The 23,923-nt window shown below is 63.7% G+C and carries 25 protein-coding genes; 9 read left to right on the top strand and 16 right to left on the bottom strand.

The window, feature by feature from the left end; all coding sequences use genetic code 11:
* Window position 1: 1 nt before the first annotated feature.
* From AB0N65_RS06490 to AB0N65_RS06430, 13 genes are all read right to left on the bottom strand, one after another.
* The gene (locus AB0N65_RS06490; RefSeq protein WP_364159292.1) at window positions 2-784 is read right to left on the bottom strand and encodes a triose-phosphate isomerase family protein; all 783 of its coding nucleotides are present in this window, start codon (window positions 782-784) and stop codon (window positions 2-4) included.
* A 3-nt stretch (window positions 785-787) separates the two neighbouring features.
* Window positions 788-2,137 (bottom strand): MFS transporter, encoded by a 1,350-nt coding sequence (locus tag AB0N65_RS06485; protein ID WP_364159289.1) that lies wholly within the window; start codon window positions 2,135-2,137, stop codon window positions 788-790.
* A 158-nt stretch (window positions 2,138-2,295) separates the two neighbouring features.
* Complete coding sequence (locus AB0N65_RS06480) at window positions 2,296-3,060, bottom strand: SDR family oxidoreductase (protein WP_364159286.1); 765 nt, start codon at window positions 3,058-3,060, stop codon at window positions 2,296-2,298.
* Window positions 3,061-3,080: 20 nt separating this feature from the next.
* Window positions 3,081-4,070: a 3-hydroxyacyl-CoA dehydrogenase family protein gene (locus AB0N65_RS06475; RefSeq protein WP_364159283.1), complete on the bottom strand. Its 990-nt coding sequence runs from the start codon at window positions 4,068-4,070 to the stop codon at window positions 3,081-3,083.
* Between the two features lie 2 nt (window positions 4,071-4,072).
* Window positions 4,073-4,555 (bottom strand): ribose-5-phosphate isomerase, encoded by a 483-nt coding sequence (locus AB0N65_RS06470; protein WP_364159280.1) that lies wholly within the window; start codon window positions 4,553-4,555, stop codon window positions 4,073-4,075.
* Entirely contained in the window at window positions 4,552-6,303 is a 1,752-nt protein-coding gene (dhaL, locus tag AB0N65_RS06465) for a dihydroxyacetone kinase subunit DhaL (protein ID WP_364159277.1), read from the bottom strand. The genes AB0N65_RS06470 and dhaL overlap by 4 nt, the downstream gene beginning before the upstream one ends.
* Window positions 6,304-6,307: 4 nt before the next feature.
* Window positions 6,308-7,309: a sugar phosphate isomerase/epimerase family protein gene (locus tag AB0N65_RS06460; RefSeq protein ID WP_364159274.1), complete on the bottom strand. Its 1,002-nt coding sequence runs from the start codon at window positions 7,307-7,309 to the stop codon at window positions 6,308-6,310.
* 179 nt (window positions 7,310-7,488) lie between these two features.
* Complete coding sequence (locus AB0N65_RS06455; protein WP_364159271.1) at window positions 7,489-8,193, bottom strand: GntR family transcriptional regulator; 705 nt, start codon at window positions 8,191-8,193, stop codon at window positions 7,489-7,491.
* Between the two features lie 207 nt (window positions 8,194-8,400).
* The gene (locus AB0N65_RS06450) at window positions 8,401-9,471 is read right to left on the bottom strand and encodes an alkene reductase (RefSeq protein ID WP_364159268.1); all 1,071 of its coding nucleotides are present in this window, start codon (window positions 9,469-9,471) and stop codon (window positions 8,401-8,403) included.
* 93 nt (window positions 9,472-9,564) lie between these two features.
* Window positions 9,565-10,182 (bottom strand): SIS domain-containing protein, encoded by a 618-nt coding sequence (locus tag AB0N65_RS06445; protein ID WP_364159265.1) that lies wholly within the window; start codon window positions 10,180-10,182, stop codon window positions 9,565-9,567.
* 25 nt (window positions 10,183-10,207) lie between these two features.
* Entirely contained in the window at window positions 10,208-10,786 is a 579-nt protein-coding gene (locus AB0N65_RS06440; protein ID WP_364159262.1) for a hypothetical protein, read from the bottom strand.
* A gap of 131 nt (window positions 10,787-10,917) precedes the next feature.
* Window positions 10,918-11,349 (bottom strand): hypothetical protein, encoded by a 432-nt coding sequence (locus tag AB0N65_RS06435; RefSeq protein WP_364159259.1) that lies wholly within the window; start codon window positions 11,347-11,349, stop codon window positions 10,918-10,920.
* Between the two features lie 152 nt (window positions 11,350-11,501).
* Window positions 11,502-11,705: a hypothetical protein gene (locus tag AB0N65_RS06430; RefSeq protein ID WP_364159256.1), complete on the bottom strand. Its 204-nt coding sequence runs from the start codon at window positions 11,703-11,705 to the stop codon at window positions 11,502-11,504.
* A gap of 131 nt (window positions 11,706-11,836) precedes the next feature.
* Between AB0N65_RS06430 and AB0N65_RS06425 the strand changes: the two genes are divergently transcribed.
* The 8 genes from AB0N65_RS06425 to AB0N65_RS06390 all read left to right on the top strand — a co-directional run bounded on the left by AB0N65_RS06425 (window position 11,837) and on the right by AB0N65_RS06390 (window position 19,800).
* On the top strand, window positions 11,837-13,012 hold the full coding sequence (locus AB0N65_RS06425) for a zinc-dependent alcohol dehydrogenase (protein WP_364159253.1): 1,176 nt from the start codon (window positions 11,837-11,839) through the stop codon (window positions 13,010-13,012).
* 103 nt (window positions 13,013-13,115) lie between these two features.
* The gene (gene bioB / locus AB0N65_RS06420; RefSeq protein WP_364159250.1) at window positions 13,116-14,141 is read left to right on the top strand and encodes a biotin synthase BioB; all 1,026 of its coding nucleotides are present in this window, start codon (window positions 13,116-13,118) and stop codon (window positions 14,139-14,141) included.
* A gap of 232 nt (window positions 14,142-14,373) precedes the next feature.
* Window positions 14,374-15,687, top strand: a complete 1,314-nt coding sequence (gene bioA / locus AB0N65_RS06415) for an adenosylmethionine--8-amino-7-oxononanoate transaminase (protein ID WP_364159247.1) — start codon at window positions 14,374-14,376, stop codon at window positions 15,685-15,687.
* Complete coding sequence (locus AB0N65_RS06410; protein ID WP_364159244.1) at window positions 15,684-16,847, top strand: 8-amino-7-oxononanoate synthase; 1,164 nt, start codon at window positions 15,684-15,686, stop codon at window positions 16,845-16,847. Before bioA ends, AB0N65_RS06410 begins: the two co-directional genes overlap by 4 nt.
* Window positions 16,844-17,557, top strand: coding sequence for a dethiobiotin synthase (gene bioD, locus AB0N65_RS06405; protein ID WP_364159241.1), 714 nt, complete (start codon window positions 16,844-16,846; stop codon window positions 17,555-17,557). Before AB0N65_RS06410 ends, bioD begins: the two co-directional genes overlap by 4 nt.
* On the top strand, window positions 17,554-18,762 hold the full coding sequence (locus tag AB0N65_RS06400; protein WP_364159238.1) for a cytochrome P450: 1,209 nt from the start codon (window positions 17,554-17,556) through the stop codon (window positions 18,760-18,762). The genes bioD and AB0N65_RS06400 overlap by 4 nt, the downstream gene beginning before the upstream one ends.
* 58 nt (window positions 18,763-18,820) lie before the next feature.
* Window positions 18,821-19,264, top strand: coding sequence for a very short patch repair endonuclease (locus AB0N65_RS06395; protein ID WP_364159235.1), 444 nt, complete (start codon window positions 18,821-18,823; stop codon window positions 19,262-19,264).
* Window positions 19,265-19,419: 155 nt separating this feature from the next.
* Entirely contained in the window at window positions 19,420-19,800 is a 381-nt protein-coding gene (locus tag AB0N65_RS06390) for an Hpt domain-containing protein (RefSeq protein ID WP_364159232.1), read from the top strand.
* Window positions 19,801-19,870: 70 nt separating this feature from the next.
* On the opposite strand, the gene AB0N65_RS06385 is transcribed toward AB0N65_RS06390, so the two are convergent.
* Window positions 19,871-20,614: a response regulator transcription factor gene (locus tag AB0N65_RS06385; protein ID WP_364159229.1), complete on the bottom strand. Its 744-nt coding sequence runs from the start codon at window positions 20,612-20,614 to the stop codon at window positions 19,871-19,873.
* 100 nt (window positions 20,615-20,714) lie between these two features.
* On the opposite strand from AB0N65_RS06385, the gene AB0N65_RS06380 reads away from it, so the two are divergent.
* Entirely contained in the window at window positions 20,715-22,385 is a 1,671-nt protein-coding gene (locus AB0N65_RS06380) for an ATP-binding protein (protein ID WP_364159226.1), read from the top strand.
* Between the two features lie 3 nt (window positions 22,386-22,388).
* On the opposite strand, the gene AB0N65_RS06375 is transcribed toward AB0N65_RS06380, so the two are convergent.
* Window positions 22,389-22,643, bottom strand: coding sequence for a PLDc N-terminal domain-containing protein (locus AB0N65_RS06375; RefSeq protein ID WP_364159223.1), 255 nt, complete (start codon window positions 22,641-22,643; stop codon window positions 22,389-22,391).
* 33 nt (window positions 22,644-22,676) lie between these two features.
* Window positions 22,677-23,885 carry a restriction endonuclease gene (locus tag AB0N65_RS06370; protein WP_364159591.1) on the bottom strand — a complete coding sequence of 403 codons (1,209 nt, stop codon included), beginning with the start codon at window positions 23,883-23,885 and terminating at the stop codon, window positions 22,677-22,679.
* Window positions 23,886-23,923 lie beyond the last annotated feature (38 nt).

The following is a 23,923-nucleotide window of genomic DNA, read 5'->3' as shown; positions in this document are numbered from 1 at the left end:
GCTATATCGTTGGGAGGGCGAGGGCTTCGTCCAGGACGCGGCCGAAGTTCGCGGGGTCATGCGCGAACCTTCCCAGGAACAGACCGGAGACACCGGAAAGCTGCGGCAGGAGGCCGGGTTTCGCCGACCCGCCGTAGATAACCCGCAGGCCCTCCGGCCCGTGCCCCGCCAGCAAGCCGCGAAGAGCCATGACAACCTCGGACACGTAGTCTGCCGAAGCCGGCTCGGCGGCACCAATGGCCCACACCGGCTCGTAGGCCACAACCAGCAGTCCTGCCAAAGACCAGTCGCCGGACACGGCAGCTTCAATCTGCTGGAAGACCGTCTTCGCGGCAGTGTCAGGCACGCAGCGGTCTGTCTCGCCCACGCACAGCAGCGGGGTGAGTCCATGCTCGACGGCGGCGCGCACCTTGAGTGCCACTACGGCATCGGTCTCGGCGAAGTTGCGTCGACGCTCCGCGTGGCCGATCTCCACCAACCCCACGCCCAACTCACTGAGCATTGATGGCGAGACTTCGCCCGTCCAAGGACCGTCGGACCAACCGCAGTTCTGGGCACCCAACACCAAAGGCGAGCCGTCCACCAGCGCCGCCGCTGCGGGTAACACGGGAAAGGAGGGAATGACGAACGGGACCACCCGCTCGGCCACCAAGGCCGGACGGGCGTCCACTTCCTTCACCAACTGCTCCAGCCATGCAAGGCTCCGGGCGTAACCCATGTACATCTTGGTGCTGACCCCGATGTAGGTGACGCCGATATACGAGGCCGGGGCGGTGGTCGGCATCGTTTACTTCCCCAGCAGCTCGTCGGCCTTGTTACTGAAGGCCCGCGTCCCGAACATCATCAGCGCAGCCACGAACGGGAGGACGCCCAGGGCGTAGACCCCCATGGTTCCGGTGTCTGAGGCGATGACCTCGTTGACCGTCGTACGCAGGATCGGTGCCACGAAGCCGCCCAGGTTACCGAGCGAGTTGATCAGGCCGATACCCGCAGCCGCGGCAGTGCCGGTGAGGAACGCCGTCGGATATGACCAGCAGATGGGACCGGTGGACAGGAAGCTGCACACCGCGAGGGTGATGAAGATGATGCCGAGTGCCGGAAGATGGTTGGCGCCCGCCCAAGCGGATCCAAAGATGCAGATGCCGGTGGAGATGAAAAGGGCCGTGCCCCAACGGCGTCGCCGCGCCACCGTGTTTGCTGCCTTGCCGATGAAGTAGCAAGCGAAGATTCCGAAGAACCACGGGATGGCGGCCAGGAGCCCGACGGCGAGCCCCACCTTTTGCCCGGTCAGTTGCGCCACCTGCTGGGGCAGGTAGAAGGTGACACCGTAAACGGCCACCTGCAGGCAGAAATAGATGACCGTGAAGTACCAAACCCGGCCGTTCCGCATGGACGCCATCACGCCACGGGGTCCGGACTCCTCCTTGACGGTGTCTTCGAGCGCCATGACATCAGTCAGCGCCTTCTTCTCCTCCTTGCTGAGGAACTTGGCGTCTTGGGGGCTGTTGATGAGGAAGAAGTACGCTGCGATACCGGCCACGACGGCCAGCATGCCTTCCACGAAGAACATGACCTGCCAGCCGGCGACGCCGGGGACCTGGTCGCCGATGTTGATGAGCCAACCGGACAATGGTGCGCCCATCATCTGCGAGAAGGGCTGAGCCAGGTAGAAGATCGCGAACATCTTCACACGGACCTTGTTGGGGAACCATGCGGCAAGGAACATGATCACGCCCGGGAACAGGCCGGCCTCGGTGACACCGAGCAGGAAGCGCAGGATCACAAACGACGTCTCGCCTTGGACGAAGGCGAAGCACGCGGAGACGATGCCCCACGTAATGGCGATTCGGGCCAGCCACACCTTGGCGCCGAACTTGGTCAGCAGCAGGTTGCTGGGAATCTCGAACAAGGCGTAGCCGATGAAGAAGATCCCCGCACCGAGGGCATAGGCACCTGCCGTGATTCCCCTGTCCACTTCGAGGGCGGCCTCGGCGAAGCCCACGTTGGTTCGGTCGAGGAACGCCACGATGTACAGGATGACGAGCATGGGCATCAGCCGCAGCGACGCCTTTGAGATCGCCGATTTCAGCACCGGCGTATCCAGCAACTCCTTGGTGGAATTGGTGGCAACAGACATTGAAACTCCTCTTGAGTAACGCTTGAGTAGTCGGTTGGTAAGGGTCCGCGCGGAAGATCAGCGCGGGAAGAACATGAGCACCATGCCCACAGCGCAGGCCAGTATGCCCACGGCGAGGTAGATCTTGCGTTCTCTGGTCCAGGTCCGCATGATGTCGCCTAGTGCATGTACAGGCCGCCATCCACATTCAGCGTCTGGCCGGAGATGTATCCGGCGTCCTCGCTGATGAGGAAGGCGATGGCGGCTGCGATGTCGCGGGTGGAACCAACGCGGTTCACCACGAGATCCTTGACGAGTTCGTCCTTGCGCTCCTCACTCAGGGTTCCGCCCATGATGTCGGTGTCGATGGGGCCGGGTGAGATCGCATTGACGGTGATGTCGTATTCCCCCAGTTCACGTGCCGTGGCACGGGTCAGGCCGATCACCCCTGCTTTGGCCACGGAGTAAGGGGTTTTGGAGAAAGTACCGCCGCCGCGCTGCGCTGAGACCGAGGAAATGTTGACGATGCGACCGATCCGGTTCCTGACCATCGATTCGGCAACGCGGCGGGTAGCGTAGTGGACGCCGTTGAGGTTGATGTTCAGTACGCGATCCCATTCGGCGGGCTCGAGCTCAAGGTAACCGACGGGCGAGCTGACGCCGGCCACGTTCGCGAGGGCCACGATCTGCGGCAACTCCGCCTCAAGTTCATCAATGGCCCTGCGGACCTCGGCTTCGCTGGCCACGTTGGCACCGACGCCGTGCGCCTGGACGCTGTATTCAGCGGCGATTTCCTTGGCCGCGGCCTTGCAGGCGGCGTCGTCGAGGTCGATGATGCCGATGTTCCACCCTTGGGCGGCGAGGTAGTTGACGGTGGCGCGGCCGATGCCGCGTTCGGACACAGCACCGGTGACGATGGCGGTGCGTGATGCGGGGAAAGTCATGGGTAATTTCCTCTTATGAATTAGTTGATCGGTGCGGGGCCGAGCTCTTCAATGAGCTTCTGCATGGCCACATAGGCTTTGTTGCGGTAGGCGATGAGTTCCGGCGTCCGTTCGGCGGGAACATTGAGGAAACCTGCGCCGGTCTTGGTGCCGAGCTTGCCTGCCTCGACCAGGTCGGAGAGGATCTTCGGCGTCGCAAAGCGCTCCGGAAACCCGGTCTGCAGCGATTTGTAGCAGAAGTTGTAAACATCCAGGCCGGCCATATCGGCGATTGCGAACGGACCAAAGAACGGCAAGCGGAAACCGAACGTCGTACGGACCAAAGTGTCGACGTCGTCCGCTGTCGCGATGCCCTGCTCCACCAACTGCGCTGCCTCGTGGAAGAGTGCGTACTGCAGTCGGTTGAGAACGAAGCCGGTGACGTCCTTGACGACGGCGGTCTGCTTACCGGCCGCATGAACGAGGTCCCGCGATGCGGACACCGTTTCCACGGAAGTTCCGGCGTGCGGAATGATCTCCACACCCGGAATGAACGGTGACGGGTTGGAAAAGTGCACACCGAGGAAGCGCTCCGGGCCTGTCACTGCTTCGGCGAGGGCGGCGATGGAAATCGTTGACGTGTTGGACCCGATCAGGGCGTCCGGCCGTGCCGCGGCGCTGATCCGGGCCAGGGTCTGGTGCTTGATCTCCAGCACCTCGGGCACGGCTTCTTCGATGAAGTCGGCGTCGGCAACTGCTTCCTCGATGTCCTTGGCAGCCCACAGGTTCTGCTTGAGGATTTCCGTGGACCCTGCCGGGAACAGCCCGTCCGCAATGAACTGGTCAGACTCTTCCATCAGGCGGTCATAATTCTTCCGGGCAACCTCGGCGGACACGTCCGCCAGCGCCACGCGCGCCCCGCCGAGCGCCAGGACCTGGGCGATTCCGCCACCCATGTAACCGGAACCCACGACGGCGATCTTCCGGGCTTGGGCGCCTGCTGTTCCGTCAGGAGTAGTTGTCGAGGTCATGGTCAGACCGCCTTCGTGTAGTCGGGTTCGTAGGAGCAGATGGCATCCACCTTGGCGGCGGAGGCGGAATTTTCGTCGAAGCGGTGATCGAGCCACTCGCCCACCAGCTTCTTGGCCAGTTCCAGGCCGATGACACGCTGGCCCAGGGTGAGGACCTGCGCGTTGTTGCTCAGCACGGAGCGTTCCACGGAGTAGGAATCATGGGCAGTGACTGCCCGGATGCCGGGGACTTTGTTGGCCGCGATGGCTACGCCCAAGCCGGTGCCGCAAATCAGGAGGGCCCTGTCCGCGTCACCTTCGGCGACTTTGCGTGCGGCATCGACTGCGACGTGCGGGTACGCGGTGGAATCGTTGGCGCCTACACCCACGTCTGTCACCGAAGCCACACGGGGGTCGGCTTCGAGGAGGGCTTTCAGGGCGTTCTTGTACTCGACGCCTGCCTCATCGTTGCCAACGACAATCCGCCAGCCTGCTGTTGTGCTCATGCTTGAACTCCGTTTCCAGCCCGTGCCGCTGTGGCGGTGGCCAGTTGTGAATCAATAAATGCCGAGATCCGCGCGGCGATCAGTCCAAAAGAGACCGCGCCGGGGTCAGGATGGCCAAGGCTCTTCTCCGCGAGGGGACGGGCGCGACCCTTGAGGGGACGCAGCTCAGCGGTTGCCGCGGCAGCGGACTCAGCCGCCGCAGCGGCTACTGCCAGTGCCCGGTCAACGGGAGCGCCGCCGTCGAGCTCGTCCAGGAACGCGTCCCGGAACGGCAAGAGGGCATCCACCATGGTCTTGTCCCCTGCATCCGCCCTGCCGAGCTCGGTGATGGCGTTGGCGAACGCGGCTACGGCGGCCCGCGCGTCGGAGGCACTGTACGCCACGCGGTTGCCCAGCGCCTGTCCCGCGGCGATGACAGCGGAGCCCCACAGCGCGCCGGACGTGCCACCTGCGCGCTCGCTCCACGCCTCGCCTGCAGCCGTGAGGATCCGGGCCACAGACGCACCGGTGGCGGCTTCACCCGCTGCCGCCGCCGCGTCGACGCCGCGCCTCATGCCAATGCCATGGTCGCCGTCGCCGGCGATCGCGTCCAGCTTGCCGAGCTCCTCTTCATGCTCGACGACGACGTCCCTCACCTGGGCGAGGATTGCCACGGCCTGCCGCCCGAGTTCAGCCGCCGCAGGGGTGGGCTGTTCGCTTTCGGAGGTTTCGGCGTCGTCGCTTGTTACCGCAGTCCGCGGCGCCCGGGGCGCCATGTTCCCCTTACGGAAGGCCGGCGTGTCAGCGGGAGCCGACCAATACTGTTCGAGTTCCTCGTCAAGCCACAGCAACGTCAACGACAAGCCGGACATGTCCAGGCTGGTGACCAACTCGCCGCACTCCGGTTCGACGACGGTGAGTCCCGCTTCCGTGAGGAGCTTCTCGACCTTGCCGTACAGCAGGAAAAGTTCGTCGTACTTGACGGTGCCAAGGCCGTTGACAATGGCGACCACGCGGTGCCCGGCGTCTTCCGGTTTGTCCGCGAGGAGCTTGGATACCAGGAGTTCTGCCAGCTCAGATGCCGTGGGCATGGGGTGCTCGGAAATGCCAGGCTCGCCGTGAATGCCGAGCCCGAGGGACATCTGCCCCGCCGGGACATGGAACAGGGCTTCCTTGGCTCCGGGGAGCGTGCAGCCGTCAAAAGCAACGCCCAGGGACCGCGTGCGGTAATTGGTCTTGATGGCCAGACGCTCGACGTCGTCAAGGTTCAGTCCCGCTTCGGCAGCAGCCCCTGCGATCTTGAAAACGGTGAGGTCCCCGGCGATGCCGCGGCGCTTCTCAAGCTCTTCGATGGGTGCGCTGGCGATGTCATCCGTGACGGTGACGGTGCGGGTCTCGATGCCCTCGGCGTTGAGGCGGAGCTGCGCTTGGCCGAAGTGCAGGACGTCGCCAGCGTAGTTGCCGTAACTCAGCAGCACTCCCCCGCCGGCGTTGGCTGCCTTGGCCACCCGGTAGACCTGGCCGGCAGCCGGCGAGGCAAACATGTTGCCGCATGCCGAGCCGGCTGCGAGGCCAGGGCCGACCAATCCGGCAAAGGCCGGATAGTGTCCCGAGCCGCCGCCGACCACGAGTGCTACCTGCCCCGCCGGCATCTGCGTGGAGCGAACCACGCCACCGTCCACCCGTGCTACGTAATTGCGGTTTGCGGCAACGAAGCCGTCGAGGGCTTCGTCGGCAAAGTCCGCGGGGTTGTCGAAGATCTGTGTCATGGCGTCAGACCCCGGCGAGCTGGGTTGAGGGAACCTGACGCCCCTGGGCCACCTTGCTCTTGCCCAGGACGTAGCCGTCTGTTTTTGGAAGGACGTGCCGGCGCAGGTACTCCTGGTTGCTCGCCGTTACGCTGAGTCCGTCTCCGCCGTAGTGCTCCGTGCAGAGGATGCCTTGGAAGCCAACAGAGAGCGCGAACTTGAAGGCTTCGCGGTAGTTGATCAAACCGCTTTCCATGGGCGACGGCATGGTGATGTAGCTGTCGCGGGCTACGTCTTCGTCGCGGATGTAGTTCTTCATGTGCCAGTAGTTGGAATACGGCAAAGTCTTGTGGACCAGCTCGCGCCAGTCTTCGATGGGGCGATGCAAGCGGATCAGGTTGCCGAGGTCGGGGTTGAGTCCAACGTTGTCCAGCCCGATGTCCTGGACCAGTTGAACGGACGAATCCGCGGTTCCGAGGAAAGTGTCCTCGTACATCTCCAAGGAGATCAGAATGCCTGACTCTGCAGCATGCTGGCCGAGCTCGCGGATTCTCGTGACTGCGTTGTTCCACGCTTCCTTGTCACCGAACGGGTCCTTGTAGCCCTCAACCGTCCAGAACCACAGCTGCTTCTGCTGCTCCGGGGTGATGGCCTGGTGCAGGCCGAAGGAGACCACCTCGCAGCCAAGTTCGGCAGCGGCATCGATGGTGCGGTGGCTGTAAGCGAGGTTGTCGACCCAGTCCTGCTGGTGGATGACGCTGCGGCGGATCGCAGAGATCACGGGGATTCCAATGCCCACTTCACTGGCCGCTTGCTTGAACTCGGCGAGGCGATCCTTGCTGAGGTCGCCGGGCCGGACCCAGCTGTCGGTAAGGTCCGCGTTCGCGAAACCTGCGTCCTTCACTTCCCGGAAGACTTCCGCCCAAACGGAAGGGTCGGCGTCGTTGACGTGCCGCCCCGCGGCGTCGGTGCCGGGGAACTGCAGGAGGGCCGCTGTAATGGGCCAATTCTCGGCGGTGTACGCCATGATGATCACTCCTTCGTGGAATCCTGTTTCCTATAGGATTTACGAACGATTAAAGTCTGTCAACCCTTTGGGTGAAACTTCCTAGATCCTATATGTCTTACATATTATTGTGAAGGCTGTCACGGTTGCGGGGCCGGCTCTGCGCGCTATGTTCGGAGAATTGCCGCGCAAAGCAGGCATCACAGCGAGTCAGTGGGGGCATCCGCCATGGCCCGCCCCCTGACCTTCTCCACGTGATCGGTCATGGCTCGCGCGGCCTTCTCAGGGTCGCCGCTGGTCATGGCGTCCAGGACGGCTTGGTGTTCGGCAATGGCCTGCTCGGCGTCAGTAATGCCCACTCCCCCGAACAACCGGAACCGCTGGATCTGTCCGCCGAGAGTGTTGTACGCGGCAAGCAGGAACTGGTTGCTGGCCTGGGCGGCAATGAGCTGATGGAACCGCTCGTCCGCTTCGAGGTAACTCCGATACTCGGCGAACGTCCCGCCCCTTGGCGCGGTTTTGAGGTCCTCGACGGCTTGCCTCAGCGCATCCAGGCCCTCCGGCGTGATCCGGGAACATGCCAGACGAGCGTTCACTGGTTCTATCGAAAGGCGGGCTTCCATGAGCTCCGCGAAATCTTCGCGCGTGAACACCGGCGCCACGCGGTACCCCTTGAGCGCCACCCGGCGGACCATTCCCGTGTGTTCCAACCTGGCGAGTGCTTCACGGACGGGGGTGGGCGAAACGTCCAGTTCCCGGGCCATTCCATCGATGCTGACCGCGGCCCCGGGTTCCAGCCGACCATCCATGAGCCATTCAAGGAGGGCCTCGTACACGTGGTCGGCCAGCACTTGGCGGCTGACGGGAAAGCCAGCGCGCACAGCGCCCGGGGAAGCGTTCTGCATGGACAAATCCTATAGGAACGGGCCCGCGGACCAGCGAAACACCGGCCGTCACACTCCGTCCAGTCACCCAACTAGGTCGCACTAGTGCGCGTTTTGAGGGCTCATAACGCGCACTAATGCGACCTAGTTGGGCGGGGACGGGTTAAAACCGCGACGCCGGCACTCGGGTGAGTGCCGACGTCGCGGTCCTGCCGGGGTTCTTCGCGCTTAGTTCGCGTAGAACGGGTAGTCCGTGTAGCCCTTGGCGCCTTCGGCATAGAAGGTGGAGGCGTCCGGCTCATTCAGCGGGAGGCTCTCGCGCCAGCGGCGGGCAAGGTCCGGGTTGGCGATTGCGGGGCGGCCAACAACAACCCCGTCAGCGAGGCCGTCAGCCACCAAGGCCACCGCCTCTTCCCGGGTGGTGATCTCGCTGAAGCCGGTGTTCACCAGGAACGTCCCGTTGAACCGTTCGCGGAGGTCCTGCACAAGGGCGCCCTTGGGATCGTGGTGCAGGATGCTCAAGTATGCGAGGTTAAGGGGTGCGATGGTGTCCACCAGGACTTCGTAGGTGGCGCGGACGTCGGCGGAGTCAATTTCGGCGATACCCTGCACGTTGTGCTCGGGAGAGATGCGGATGCCGACGCGGTTCGCGCCCAGGGCCTCGACAACGGCGTTCACGGTCTCAATGACAAAGCGCGCTCGGTTCTCCGGGGAGCCACCGTAGCTGTCCGTGCGGACGTTCGAGTTCGGTGCCAGGAATTCGTGCAGCAGGTAGCCGTTGGCCGAGTGGAGCTCAACGCCGTCGAAACCTGCCTCGATGGCATTCTTGGAGGCCGTGACAATCTCCTGGATAACAGCCGGCAACTCATCGGTGCGGAGTTCACGCGGGACCGGGTAGGCTTGCTTGCCATTGGGCGTGCGCACTTCACCCTCAATTGCCACGGCACTCGGGCCCACGATCTCATGGCCACCAGTGATGTCCGCATGCGAGACGCGGCCCCCATGCATGATCTGGGCAAAGATACGGCCGCCTTCAGCATGAACGGCGTCGGTGACCTTCTTCCAGCCGGCGATCTGCTCTTCCGTCACGAGACCGGGTTGGCCCGTGTACGACTGACCGGCAGGAGCGGGATATGTGCCTTCACTGACAATCAAGCCCAAAGAGGCCCGCTGGCGGTAGTGCTCGGCTATCAAGTCATTCGGGACACCGTCAAGCCCTGCGCGGAGGCGCGTGAGCGGTGCCATCACCAGTCGGTTGGGAAGTTCAAGCTCACCGAGGGCCAGCGGAGAAAACAGCATGCGCAGTTCCTTTCAGAATGAATCACGTTCATCCTGCGCAACTGTGCCGCGTCTGCAACTATTCCGAATGAGGGGCAGATCACACCAACCGCCCTACTTCGAGCCCATCTCCTGCATCGATTCATCAAAGCATTCACAGAGGGCCAGGACCGCCACCAGGTGGGCCTCTTCAGCATGGGGAGGATCAGTGTCGATGCAAATGGCCTCGTGGACTGCTTGGGCCAGGTCTTTCGATTCCTTGCCTGTCAAAGCCCAGACCCGCGCACCGACTTCCTTTGCCGCCGCCGCTGCCTTCCGAAGGTCTTCGGTAATCCCTTTCGCGGCGAGGAGCACCACGATGTCACCCCTGCGCACCAGCTTGGGAATCTGACCGCTGATAGTGCCCTCTGCCTCATTGGCTGCGTCTTTTGTGACGGAGATGGCTTTGAACGTAGCGCCGTCCCCCGGATCATGGGCTGCCAGTTCGGAGGTGAATCTTGCGGCTTCATGGGCGGACCCGTCCGTGCCCGCAGCAAAGACGCTGCCGCCGCGCCGACGGACACGGGCAAGTTCCTCGCCCCATTCGGCCAATCGTGACGATTCGCGGCGGAGTGCTGCTACCGCCGGGCCGATTTCGCCCAGGTGCCCCAAAACAACGTCGACGGCATGCCGGTTCCGCTTCGGATCCGACGCGCGTAACGCTTGCCCGGTTCGTCTCACCACGATGCTCATCTCCTGCCTCCCTTCCTAGCCGAAACTACAGGTTCCTGTCGCCGTCCCGCCCCGAACGATCACGCCCTGCACCATCGCGAACCGCGTCGTCACGGGATGACCCGTCGTTCGGCGATGCGTCCCGCACCGAGCCCTCGCGGCCCGAGCGGTCGCGCGTGAGGCGGGGGCCGTCGTCGTTCGCAGCGTTGCGGTCCGCCTCGCGCGGGCGGTCGGCATTGCGCGGGCGGTCCGCTTCGCGGGGGCGGTCGTCATTGGATCGGTCGTCACGGTTGGTGCTGACGTCCGGGTCGATCTTGTCGGCGTGGCGAAGGTGCTCTTCGACGCGGCCGCTCGCTTCGTCAGCCTTCTCCGCGTGGCGGTCTGCCTCGCGCCGGAGCCTGTTGGCTTCCACTTCAGCCTGGACTGCGGCCGCTTCGGCTTGCGCTGACTGGGCTTTCGCCTGGTGCGCGCCTACGGCTTCCTGGTCGGCCTTTTCGCGAAGCTCGCCTGCCCGGCGGCGGTTGAGTTCTGTCTTCTTCCGCCGACCAACCACGACTGCGATGATCACAGCGGCGACTACGACGACCGCCAACACGATGATGAGTACCAGTAGCCCGGTATCCATGTGGATTGCCTCCCTCGTGAACGGCTTCGTTGGGCGCCGCTCCTAGCCCACGCTGTGCTTGGTATTCAAGCTGTACCCACCTGCGCCTGCTCCAAACGGTTTTTGCCCTCCCTGGGCGGGCAGTTGCCTCCTTACGCCGGCAGCTCCATCCGAAAACCGCAATGGCATTGCAGGACCCGTGTCTTCAGGTAGACATCGAGGAGTCCGTCGTCCACGTCGTCCGTGGTGATCGGGGCATAGACGCTGCGAGCGGACGACCTAGCGAACTGCATGGGTTCGCCGCAATGGAAGTACTCCCCGCCGAATTGCAGGAGCCCGGACACGGTGCCGTTCCGGTTCAGGACGGTCGCCACTTCATGGAACGCCGCGGTGTGTGCGTATGAGGTTTCACACATCAGGCAGGTGTAGGAAACCGATACCAGCAGGTCGCCCGGATGGGGCGCTATGGATTCGATCGTCTCCAGGTCCAGGTGATCGGCCGAGCCGCATTTACGGCACTTCAGCGGTTCTCCGTTGGGCCGGGACGTGCCTTCAGGAATCAGTGGATTCTGTATGATCGACAATCTGCTCTCCTCGGTCAACTCTGCCCGATGAACTCTCCCCTACGGGTATCGTAACCAATAATAAGGCTGCTTACTAGTTTTCCGTAACGGGTGACCCTCGGCGGCGACGTCCGCGCCGCCGTCGTCATTGGGTTGAAACGGAGCGGAAAGAGTTAGCTTCCCGTCGCCTCGGGATGCTCCCGCGCACGCTTTTCCTCCGGCGTTTCGCCGCTTTCGCCGGGGATGAACGTGGGGTCCACTTCCGTAGTGAAGTCCCCCGTGCCGGGGCCGCCCGCGTCATGCTCGACGTCGGCAGGCGCCTCAGGTGGCGGGGCGTCGGAAGGTGCTTGATCGGGTTTGCGCGATTCGTCACTCATAGCCTCAATGTAGGCCTGGCCCATTGGAGTGTCGAGGCTCCTGACACCTTGTGCGCCGCTGGCAACTCTGCTTCGCTGGGAGGGTCTCCGGAAGCGAGGGACACCTCCGGCCTAAAGCAGGGAGCGCGATTGTGAAAGCAGTGACATGGCAAGGCAGGCGTTCACTGAGCGTCATCGAAGTCCCCGATCCAACCATCCAGGAACCGACGGACGTCATCGTCCGCATCACGTCGTCGGCCATCTGCGGTTCCGACCTGCACCTCTACGAAATCCTTGGCCCCTACATGAACAAGGGGGACATCATCGGCCACGAACCCATGGGCATCGTGGAAGAAGTGGGCACCGAGGTTCACCGCCTCAAGAAAGGCGACCGCGTAGTGGTCCCCTTCAACATCTCCTGCGGCCGGTGCTACATGTGCAACCAAGGCCTGCAGTCCCAATGCGAAACCACGCAGGTCAAGGAGAAGGGATCGGGGGCGGCGCTGTTCGGCTACTCCGAACTCTACGGCTCCGTTCCCGGAGGCCAGGCACAGTACTTGCGCGTACCGTTCGGGGATTACGGCCCCATCAAGGTTGAATCGGACCTCCCGGACGAACGTTACCTCTTCCTTTCAGACATCCTTCCCACTGCATGGCAGGCCGTGGAGTACGCCAACGTTCCCGAAGGTGGCACTTTGGCGGTGCTCGGCCTCGGCCCCGTTGGCCAGTTCGCGGCCCGGATCGGCAAGCACAAGGGCTTCCGCGTGATCGGCGTGGATCCCGTTCCTGAGCGTCGTGCCATGGCGGAGCAACACGGAGTGGAAGTGATGGACTACAGCTCAGACGTCGCCGGGCAGATCCGCGAGGAAACCCTGGGCCGCGGGCCGGACGGCGTGGTGGATGCGGTGGGCATGGAAGCACACGGCTCTCCTGTGGCTTCCTTCCTTCACCGCGCGGTGTCCCTACTCCCTGACAAGCCGGCGCAAGTGGCCATGGAGACCATGAGCGTGGACCGCCTGGCCGCCCTTCACACGGCAGTTGACACCGTTCGGCGTGGCGGGACGATCTCACTCAGCGGGGTATACGGCGGACAAGCAGATCCCATGCCGCTCATGACGATGTTCGATAAGCAGGTACAACTCCGCATGGGGCAATGCAATGTACGCAGCTGGACCGATCAGTTGCTCCCCTTGGTAGAGGACGACGCCGATCCGCTGGGAGTCATGCATCTGGTCACCCATACGGGCGGACTTGATGACGCGCCGGAGCTCTATGAGAAATTCCAGAAGAAGCAGGACGGATGCATCAAGGTGGTGCTCAAGCCCTGACCCCATAGGCGTTGCCGGAGCCGGGCGCGTACCAAAATCCCGCGCCCCGGTTTGTACGCACTCCACAAAATCGCCGTGCCAAGCCACGGATAGCGTCGTCTCCATGACGACCCAAGCAACCCATGAAGCCACCGGTTACGCCATTCTGGACACGGCCCGCGAGCAGGTCCTTGAGCGCGGCGAGGGCCTGAACGAGTCCCAACTTGTTGAGGTCCTCCAACTGCCCGACGACGCCATTCCCGCCGCTTTGCAGCTTGCGCACGAGGTCCGCCTGAAGCATTGCGGTGAGGACGTCGAGGTAGAGGGCATCATCTCCATCAAGACCGGGGGCTGCCCGGAGGATTGCCATTTCTGCAGCCAGTCCGGGCTGTTCGACTCCCCCGTCCGTGGCGTGTGGCTGGACATCCCCGAACTCGTCAAGGCAGCGAAGGAAACAGCCGCCACGGGCGCCACGGAGTTCTGCATCGTCGCAGCCGTCCGGGGCCCCGACATCAAGCTCATGAACCAGATCAAGTTCGCGATCGACCGTATCAACGAGGAAGTTGACATCAACATCGCGTGCTCGCTGGGCATGCTCACCCAACGCCAGGTGGACCAGCTCGCAGAGTGGGGCGTCCACCGCTACAACCACAACCTTGAGACCGCCCGCAGCTACTTCCCCGAGGTAGTGACGACGCACAGCTACGAGGAACGCCTCGACACCTGCAACATGGTCAAGGCTGCAGGCATGGAACTCTGCTGCGGAGCACTGATCGGCATGGGCGAGACACTGGAACAAAGGGCGGAACTCGCTTCCCAGCTGGCCGCCCTGGAACCGCACGAGGTCCCGCTGAACTTCCTCAATCCCCGTCCCGGCACGCCCTTGGAGAACCAAGGCATCATGGATGGCAAAGACGCCCTCCGAGCCATCGCTGCCTTCCGGCTCGCCATGCCGCGCACCGTCCTCCGCTATGCCGGCGGCCGTGAATTGACCCTCGGCGACCTCGGCACCCGTGAAGGCCTGCTGGGGGGAATCAACGCCGTGATCGTGGGCAACTACCTCACCACCCTGGGCCGCCCGGCCACCGCCGACCTCAACCTCCTGGTGGAGCTCAACATGCCCATCAAGGAACTCCAGAAGTCGCTGTGATCCCGGCTGCGACTGCGGATTACTGCGGGCATTGCGGCGGCGAGGTAGGTCCCGCGGACGGCACGCCGCGAACCAAAGGCGAGCACCCGACGTCGGACTCCCACCGCAGCTGCCAACAGCAGTTGGCGCTGGAACCGCCACGCTATTGCTGTCAATGCCGGCGGCGCATGAAGGTGCAGGTCACTCCCCTGGGGTGGACGGCCGAGTGTTCACGGCACGGCGTGGTGGCGTCGTGAGCTCCTTGATCGAACGCGACCGTTCGAGCCTCTGGCACCCTTACGCGCCGGCGTCCGGCACACTGCCCCTCTGGGAAGTCGAAGCCGCCGACGGCGTGGCGCTGCGGCTGCGGGATGAGGCCGGCCGTGTCCATGAGGTGCTGGATGCGATGTCGTCGTGGTGGTCGGTGATCCACGGGTATCGCCACCCTGTGCTGGACGAAGCCGTCCAGCGTCAGCTCAGCTCGTTCAGCCACGTGATGTTTGGCGGGCTGACGCATCGACCGGCTGTGGACCTCGCCGGGCAGTTGCTTTCCATGGCTCCGCGCGGACTGGAACGGGTGTTCCTGGCCGATTCCGGTTCGATCTCAGTGGAGGTGGGACTCAAGCTGGCAGTGCAGTTCCAGACGGCGTCGGGCCGGCCCAAGCGGCAACGCTTCCTCACAGTCCGCGGCGGCTATCACGGGGACACGTTCGCGGCCATGGGGGTGTGCGACCCCATCGATGGCATGCATTCTGCCTTCCCCGGGTTGCTGGCTGCCAACGTGTTTGCGCCGCGACCTCCTGCAGCGTCGACGGCAACGCCTGCACAGGTGCAGGAGTGGCGGGCCTCTGTTGAGGCATTGGCCCGGGAGCACTCCGACGAGTTGGCGGCCATCATCGTAGAGCCCGTCCTCCAAGGCGCCGGCGGGATGTTCGCCTACCCGGCCGAGTGCGTCCGGATCGTCCGGGAGATAGCCGACCACCACGGGCTGCTGCTGATCCTCGACGAGATCGCTACTGGTTTCGGGCGGACGGGCCAGCTCTTCGCAGCGGACCACGCTGGAATCTCCCCGGACATCATGTGTGTGGGCAAAGCCCTGACCGGGGGGTACCTCACGCTGGCGGCCACACTGTGCACGGGTGACGTAGCGCGGAGGGTTTCCGGGGGTGAGGCGGGAGCCCTCCTCCACGGTCCCACCTTCATGGCCAATCCGCTCGCCTGCGCGGTGGCCAACGCGAGCCTTGGGCTGCTGCGGGATGATGGCTGGCGCACCGATGTGGCACGAGTCGAGGCCGGCTTGGCCGAAGGCCTGGCACCCGCGCTGGAACTCGACGCCGTCGCAGACGTCCGTACCATCGGCGCCGTGGGCGTCATCGAGTTGAAGGACGCCGTGGACGTCGCCGCAGTGACGCGGACCGCGGTCGGCAATGGCGTCTGGGTGCGTCCCTTCCGGAACCTCGTCTACGCGATGCCGCCGTACATCAGTACAGCACCGCAAGTCCGCTCGATCACTGAGGGCATGGTGGCGGCCGTAGGCGAGGCGGCGAACGGAAGGGCCGCCGCATGAGCAGGTCCGTGAATCGGTGGTTGGAGGACCAAGCCCACGTCCGCGAGCGCCGGGGGCTGGTGCGACGACCGGTGGTCCGTGGCCTGCCGGGCGGCGTCATCGACCTTGCCGGCAACGACTACCTCGGACTGGCCATGGACCTCCGCCTGGCCGAGGCCGCGAGCGATGCGGCCCGCCGCTGGGGTACAGGGGCGACGTCGTCGCGGCTGGTTGCGGGAACCACTGAACTACACATGGAATTGGAGTTTGCGCTCGCCCGGCTGGCAGGCGCTGAAGCGGGGCTGGTGTTCTCCTCGGGCTACCTTGCCAATCTTGGGGTCGCCACAGCGTTGGGCGGGCCAGGGACGTTGATTGTGGCGGATGAGCAATGCCATGCGTCGTTGATCGACGGGTTCAGGCTTAGCCGCTCCGAAACCGCGTTCTTCCGGCACAACGACGTCGCCGATGCCGCCCGCTTGCTGTCTGGCCGCACTCAGCCGCGGGCGCTGATCGCAGTGGAATCCATCTATAGCGTGGACGGGGATGCGGCGCCGTTGGCCGAACTCCTGGCAGTGGCCGAGGAACACGATGCCGTGCTGCTGGTGGATGAGGCGCATAGCCTGGGCGTCGCGGGGGGCGGGGCCTATCAAGGGCACGGCGCCGTGGCGGGCACAGCCTTGGCCGGTCACCCCAACGTTGTCCAGACGGCTACCCTTTCCAAGGCCCTGGGCAGCCAGGGTGGGGCGGTCCTAAGCTCCTCCCTCCTGCGCGAGCACTTGGTGAACCGGGCCCGGAGCTTCATCTTCGACACCGCCCTTGCCCCGCCTGCAGCGGCAGCCGCGCTTGCCGCCGTCGGGATCATCCAACGGGAGCCGTGGCGGACAGCTGCGGTTCACCGCAACGCCGCGGCCCTGACTCGCCGGCTCGGGAGCGTCCGCGGAGGGGTGGCCGTCGAGCGTTCCGCAGGTGCGGTGCAGTCAATTCCCATGCCCTCGGCTGATGCGGCGTTGGCAGCGAGCCAAGCCGCGCGGGCTGCCGGTGTTCATGTCGGGTGTTTCCGCCCGCCCTCGGTTCCCGATGGCGTGTCCCGCTTGCGCCTGACATCCCGCGCCACCCTGAGCTCCACAGAACTTGACCACGCTTGCGCCGTGCTGCGCGGCCTCCTGGAGGAAACCCTATGAACCTGCCCCGCATAGTCCTGGTGACCGGTACGGATACCGGCGTCGGTAAGACCATCACGACGGCGGCCCTCGCCGTCGCGCTGCAGCAGCAAGGCAGCTCCGTGGCGGTTTACAAACCCTGCCAATCCGGCAACGTCGACGGCGATTCCGACTGCACAGAAGTCGTGCGGCTCGCTGGACCGCTCATGGCGGAAGCCGGCGTCGTCCTGCAGGAACCCATGGCTCCCGTCCCGGCCGCGGCCATCGACAACGTTGTGCTGCCTCCGGTCGCGGCGCACGCTGACAGGATCCGCCGCTTGGCGTCGGAACACGACCACGTCCTGGTGGAAGGGGCCGGCGGGCTGCTGGTCGCGTTGGATCACGACGGCGGGACGCTGGCAGAGCTGGGCGCTCTCCTGGGTGACGCGGTTGCTGTCGTCGTGGTGGCCCGGCCGTCACTGGGTACCTTGAATCACACCGCGCTGACGCTCGAGGCACTGGATCGTCGGGACCTGCCGGCGATCGGCGTAGTACTGGGAAGTTGGCCCACTACTCCTGGGCCAGTAGAGCTCAGCAATCGAGAAACGTTGGCCTCCTGGTCCACTCCATTACTGGGTGTCATCGAGGCTGATGCTGCGGGCCTGGAGCCGGGCATTTTCCGGAATCGTGCGGCCGGCTGGTTCGACAGGCTCCGGCTGGAAACGTCGCGACTGGATGGAATGCCGGCATGAGCGGTTCGTTTGGTGCCGGGGCTTTAATGAGTGGTGCTGCTACGGCGGATGGGGCTGTCGTTCCGGGCGCAGCGACCTGCCCCTACAAGGTAGTGCGCGATCCGGAGACTGTTCGGGAGGTCCTGCACAAGCCCGAGGATTTCAGCCCCGCCAACGCCCTGTTGGCAGTAACACCTTTGAGCGGACCATCCCTCCGTGTCCTGCAGAAAGCACGGTTCACACTCCCTCCGGTCCTGGCCAGCAATGCCACCGGCTCCCACGCAGGCATCCGCAAAGTGGTGGCGGGCTTCTTCACACCTGCCAAAGTTGCGGCCATGGAACCACGGATCCGGCAGCTCGCACGTGAATCTGCTACCCATGCTTCGCAGTTCATCGAGGACAACGGAGATGTTGATCTGGTGCAGGCCGTTGCCGCCTATCCCCCGGCCATCGTCATGATGGAGTTGTTGGGGCTTCCTGTGCGGGACTTGCCCCAGCTCAAAGCTTGGAGCTTGGATTCCCTCGAATTGTTCTGGGGCTGGCCGGACCCCGAACGGCAGCTCCACCTGGCGCGGAACGCCGCGGAGTTCTACACGTGGCTGCGGGAACTGGTGGTTGAATCAGTGGCCGCTTCCACCAGGAACCTCTTCAAGTCCCTGGCCGACCATGGTCTCAGCACGCCCGAAATCTGTTCCTTGGGCTACTTCCTGTTGATTGCGGGCCAAGAGACCACTACTCAGCTGATCAGCACTACGCTTTTCCGGCTCTTGGAGGGTTCCCGGGGAGTCTCGTGGGCGGAAGCTTCCTCGGGCATTAAGGCCAGGGACATGGTGCGTCACATACTGGCCACCGAGTCCTCCGTTCCCACATGGCGGCGCGTCGCTGCCCGCGACACAGTGCTCAACGGCGAACCCATCCTGGCCGGCGAGGAGCTCCTCGTGGAACTGACGGGAAACCACGGATTTCCTTGGGCAGCCGACGATGCTTCCGGTGCCGGGGACGAAGCTGATGGAGACCGGCGGGGACCTGTGCCCTACAGTCTGGCCTTTGGTTCGGGAATCCACCGCTGCCTTGGCGCGAAATTAGCGGAACTGGAGGCCGCCGTCGTGGTTCACCAAACAGCTTTGGCACTCCCGTCTATCCGGCTCCATGACCCTCGCCCCGAATGGCTGCGGTTGTTGTCCTTCCAAGCACCCCGGACAGTAACAGTGACCTCCATGCGGTAGTTGGGTGGGGCGGGTGGGAGCGCTGTCAGCCACCGGCACGCTTGGGTAGGCTGGACTCATGGGCGAAAGCCGGGACCTCCTGACGCCGGAGCAGCGCAGCCGGAACATGTCCAAGATCCGCGGCAAGAACACCAAGCCCGAATTGTTGGTCCGGAAGCTCCTGCACGCCAAAGGGTACCGGTACCGGCTCCACGGGCAGGCCGGCGGGGGCAAGCTCCCGGGACGCCCGGACCTCGTCTTTGCCGGCCGGCGAAAGGTCATCTTCGTGAATGGGTGCTTCTGGCACTTTCATGACTGCAAGGCAGGCCGGCACGCGCCCGCGCACAACGCGGAATTCTGGGACACCAAGCGCACGCGCACACGCGAACGCGATGCCGTTCAACGGTCACAACTGGGCGCCGCAGGGTGGCAAGTGTTGACGGTCTGGGAGTGCGAACTGAGGGACCACACGGCACTGGAAGACCGCTTGACGTCCTTCCTTGATGACGGTCCAGGCGCGTAGCGGGGGCAGGTTTTTGTCCATTCAGGGCAGTCGATCAAGACTGCCGCTGGGTCCGCTCAAGATTGCATCAAGCTTTCGTTTTCGGGCGTTCGGCCAGTTCCACGGGACCTAATCTTGGAATCGTGGAGCTAATGTTCGGAGGCGGGAGGGGTTTGGTGTCTGATTATGACGAGTGCACAGACTCCCTCGTGGATCCTTCCGTCCTGACCGAACTGCAAGCCGAACTCGGCGGCGACCAATCCATCGTCACGGCCTTTGTCCGCAACTACGTAGCGATGCTGCCGTGGCGGGTCTCCAGGCTCCACCACGCGGTGGACAATCTGGACATGGAAGACGCCATGGATGCAGTGCTGAGCCTAAAGACATCGAGCCACATGGTGGGCGCCACCTGCATGCAGCGGTTGGCCGCGGAGCTGGAGATCAGCATGAAACTGCTGCCCAACGGCGAGCACCTCGGGGAAGTCAACCCGCAGCTCGACGAGATCGACCGCTTCGTTTTCGGGACCATCTGCGAGCTGGAAACCCCGCTCCGCTAACCCAACTGGGTCGCATTTGTGCGCGTTTTGGACGTCCAAAACGCGCACAAATGCGACCTAGTTGGGTGCGTTAGTTGTTGCTGGCCGAGGGTGCCAGGCGGTAGCCGACGCCGCGAACCGTTTCGAGCCAGCGCGGGTTCTGGATGCTGTCCCCGAGCTTCTTCCGCAGGTTGCCCATATGCACCTCAACGGCGCGTTCGTCGGCGTCGCTGACGTAACTGCCGACGTCGTACGGTTCATTGCGGAGGCGACGGGCGAGGTCTGCCTTGGTCCGCACGATCCGCCCGGTCTCCAACAATGCGACCAGAAGGTCGAACTCAGTGCGTGTCAGCTTCAGTTCCTTGCCGTTCAAGACTGCCGTCCTGGAACCGGCCGAAACGGACAAGCCGTTGTGGCTCACTTCCGGATCCACTTCTTCCGCAACAACCTTGGAGTCCGACGACGCGCGGGGCCTTCGCATCATGGCTTCGACCCGGGCGCGCAGCTCGCGGGGCCGGAACGGCTTGGTAAGGTAATCGTCGCCACCGGCCTCAAGGCCCATGAGGGTATCGAGTTCCTCGGCGCGTGCGGTCAGCATGATGATGTAGGCGTCCGACGACTTCCGAATTTGGCGCGCCACCTCGAAGCCGTCAATATCGGGAAGGCCGAGATCGAGCGTAATAACGTCCGGATTAAGTTCGCGGGCAGACAAAACACCGGCAGAACCGGTGGAGGCAACATGGACGTCAAACCCTGCTTGGGAAAGAACCACGCGCACCAATTCGCGAATATCCTGGTCATCTTCAATGACCAGCCCCACACGTACTTCACTCATCGCTGCCCCTCAGCCCCTTCGATAACCCTTCGAAGTATAACCATTATGGTTAGGCTGATCTCATGAACCGACTCGCGCCCGCATCCTTGGTGGTTATGCCATGACCCACCCGACCACTTGGGATATTGGCGAGAAGAAGAGGCTGCTGGTTTTCCAGCGTTCATTCCACGAGCATACTCTGCGAATGCGCGTGGTTTTGAGCCAATTGCCGCTCTCTGTGTGCGTGTGTATTTCGGCTCTTCTGGCCTGGTTGTTCTTCCCTGCCACGCTGGAAAACCCGCTTTTCCTGATCTTCCTCGCGAGCCAGGCTTTCCTGCTGGCCCTGTGCGTCATCATCCCGTGGCACCGGTTGCCGTTTCCAAGCTTCCTGACGATTCCGATCCTGGATATGGTGTCCATTGGTTTTGCCCGCGAGGGCGCCCTGGAATCCTTAACAGGTCTCAGCGTTCTCGTGGTCTTGCCCGTCATCTGGCTCTGCGCGTCAGGGTTGTATCCCAGGCTAGCCATAGCCATGTCCTTCATCGGCCCCTTGGGCATCGTCTGGGTACCGTTGTTCGTCCGTGGTTCCTTCACTGAACAGGACCTGACCAAGCCCCTCCTTTTCCCCATCCTCATGCTCGGCATCGGCGTTTCAGTCAGTGTCCTTACCCTGAGCATGGTCCGCCAGCAACGGGCACTGGAGCAGAAGGACGACGCACTGAAGGAAGCGTTGGAAGCGAGCACCAAGCAGGAGCGGCTTCTGAACACTGTCATGGAGGCGCTTCCACTGGGCGTCGTAGCCGTGGATGGGGATGGCCACGACATCCTGATGAACCGCAGGCAGCGGCAGACCCACGCCCTGGCGACTCCCCCTGGCAACGACGACCCCAACGAATCCGAACTCCTGGTTTTTGACACCGACAAGACCACTCCGCTGCCCTCGGATCGCCGGCCCGTGCGGCGGGCGGTCCTCGGTGAACGGTTCACCGACCAACTGGTGTGGCTTGGAGCCGACAAAGAACAGCGCGCCTTTACAGCAAGTGCCAGGCCCATGGTTGACGACGACGGGAAGTTTGCCGGCTCGGTAGTGGTATTCAGCGATGTCACCGAACTGGTCAACGCACTGACTGCCAAAGACGACTTTGTGGCCAACGTTTCGCATGAATTCCGGACTCCCCTGACCTCCATCCTCGGCTATGTGGAATTGATCCTGGACGACCCCACCGGGTTGGACCCCAAATACCGCAGGCAGCTCGACATCGTACGCAGGAACGCCGAACGCCTGCTCACGCTCGTCTCGGACTTACTGGCCGTGCGTTCAGGCCAGATCGTCATCCAACCCCATGCCGTGGACGTGGCCGAGCTGATCCGTGGCAGCGTCAACTCCGCCGAACCGCGTGCAGCGAAAGCCGGGGTCCGTTTATCCGTCGAAGTTCCGGACGCCCTTGAAGCCCACGTCGACTCCTCACGGCTCTCCCAAGTACTGGACAACCTGGTGTCCAACGCCATCAAATACTCCCCCGATGGCGGCGATGTCGTGGTAGCTGCCTGGGAAGACGACGATCACGTATTCTGCCGCGTTTCCGATACCGGCATGGGCATGACCGAAGAGGAACAGGCCGAAGCCTTCACCAAATTCTTCCGCGCAGGTGCGGTCCGCAATAGTGCCATACCGGGGGTAGGACTTGGCCTACCCATCAGCAAGGCCATCGTTGAAGCGCACGGCGGAACCATCACGCTGGAGAGCGAACCTGGCCAAGGCACGACCTTCACGGTCAAGGTGCCTGCGTAACGCCTATCGTTTGATGGTGGCCTTGCCGGCCGCCCCTGCATTACGACGGCGACCGAAAATGAAGTAGCTCAGCGGCCCAAAGAAATTGATGAACGCTGCAGCACGCCATAAGGCTTTCTTGCCCCTGATCTGTGAGTCCGGGGTCTTAGCGATGCTGCGCTGCGCGGCCCCCAGCAACGCCATGTTCAATGCTCCGCTTCCCATGAGCATGAACCGTTGGCCCCTGCTCATATCGCGCCACGATTTCCTGCGTGCCATGATGCCTCCGTCCGGGAACAGTTACCTCTCAGGCTAGTCCGGCTCGGTCCGTCCCGCCACAGCCTGCCGAACCACTTCGCCCCACGACTGTTCCGCCAGGTCCGCCACGGCGGCCAGGATCTCCGACGGCGGCAGGGACAGATCCAACGGATACTCCACGATGTCGATGTCAGTGTTCAGGATCCGGCGCAGCTTCACCTCGCCCGGACCTGCGTAAACGAGCCACGCAGTAGGAACCCGGAGTGCCGTGCAATACGCGAGCAACTGGTAGTGATCCGCATTGAGCGAAGCCCCGGCATCACCGGCGGCCGTGTACTTGGAGTCGTACACCACCACGGGCCTTCCGCCCAGAAAGTGCACGGCATCCGGGCGGACCGTCAGACGATCCGTGTCCCGTACAGCCTCGTTGAGCAGTGCGCCGTACTGGAGGCGCATCTCCCCCGGGTGGGCAGCCATCGCGTGGCGGAGGGCCGTACCGACGAATTCCTCGAACACCTGTGCCATGTCCACAACGAACGAAGCGGTCTGTTGCTTTCCTTGCCCCGCTTCAGCCGAGGCGTTGCGCAGGATCACTTCGGACAGCCTCAGCACGGCGTGGTACCTGAGGTTCATGCGGTTGGCCCGCCACGGCGGCAGCGGAGCTCCGGACTGGAGGCGAGTGACGGCGTCGAGCTTCCCCTTGAGCTGCCGCAAGCGGCTCAGGACATCCGGGCGGACGCCAGGAACCTGCCCCATTCGCTCCAAGGCGGCCCGAAGAATGCGGTTCTCTGCGATGTCTTCGGTGAATTCGTCGTAGGACACTTCAAGCGGGACCAGCATTCCAGGCCTGCGGGAGATCTGGTCCGAGATGCGGATGCGGCCCTTGACGGTCCGCAGCGATTCATCGACGGTCAGGTAGCCCTGAAGCACGCCGCGGCTCAGCGCCTTGTCCGCTAACTGCGCCAAGGATTCAGCGAGCGCACTCCACAGATCGGGGTGCTCCACAGCTTCCACGGAATGGTCGCCGAAGCCTTGGTCGCCGGCGTAGCTGAGGAGGAAGAGCAAACGGCTGAGACCCAGCCTGTCCTTGGGACGGACCTCCAGCTGTACGCTGGCGGTCCGCACCGAGCCAACCTTGCCCGCCGGTTCGATCCGGTACAGCCCCATGCCCATGGGTGACGCCTTGGCCAGGCCGCTGGCGTTGATGAAGGCAGCCGATTCGGGGTCGAGTTTGTCCACCACTCCGCGGGAGAGTTCGTCCATGACGATGTGCCGGAGGCCCGCGCTTGCCGGCGACTGCG

It is taken from the genome of Paenarthrobacter sp. NPDC089322, assembly GCF_040684895.1.
Classification (GTDB): domain Bacteria; phylum Actinomycetota; class Actinomycetes; order Actinomycetales; family Micrococcaceae; genus Arthrobacter.
The sequence above is the reverse complement of the archived record's forward strand: the minus strand, read 5'-3'. Positions and strand labels throughout refer to the sequence as shown.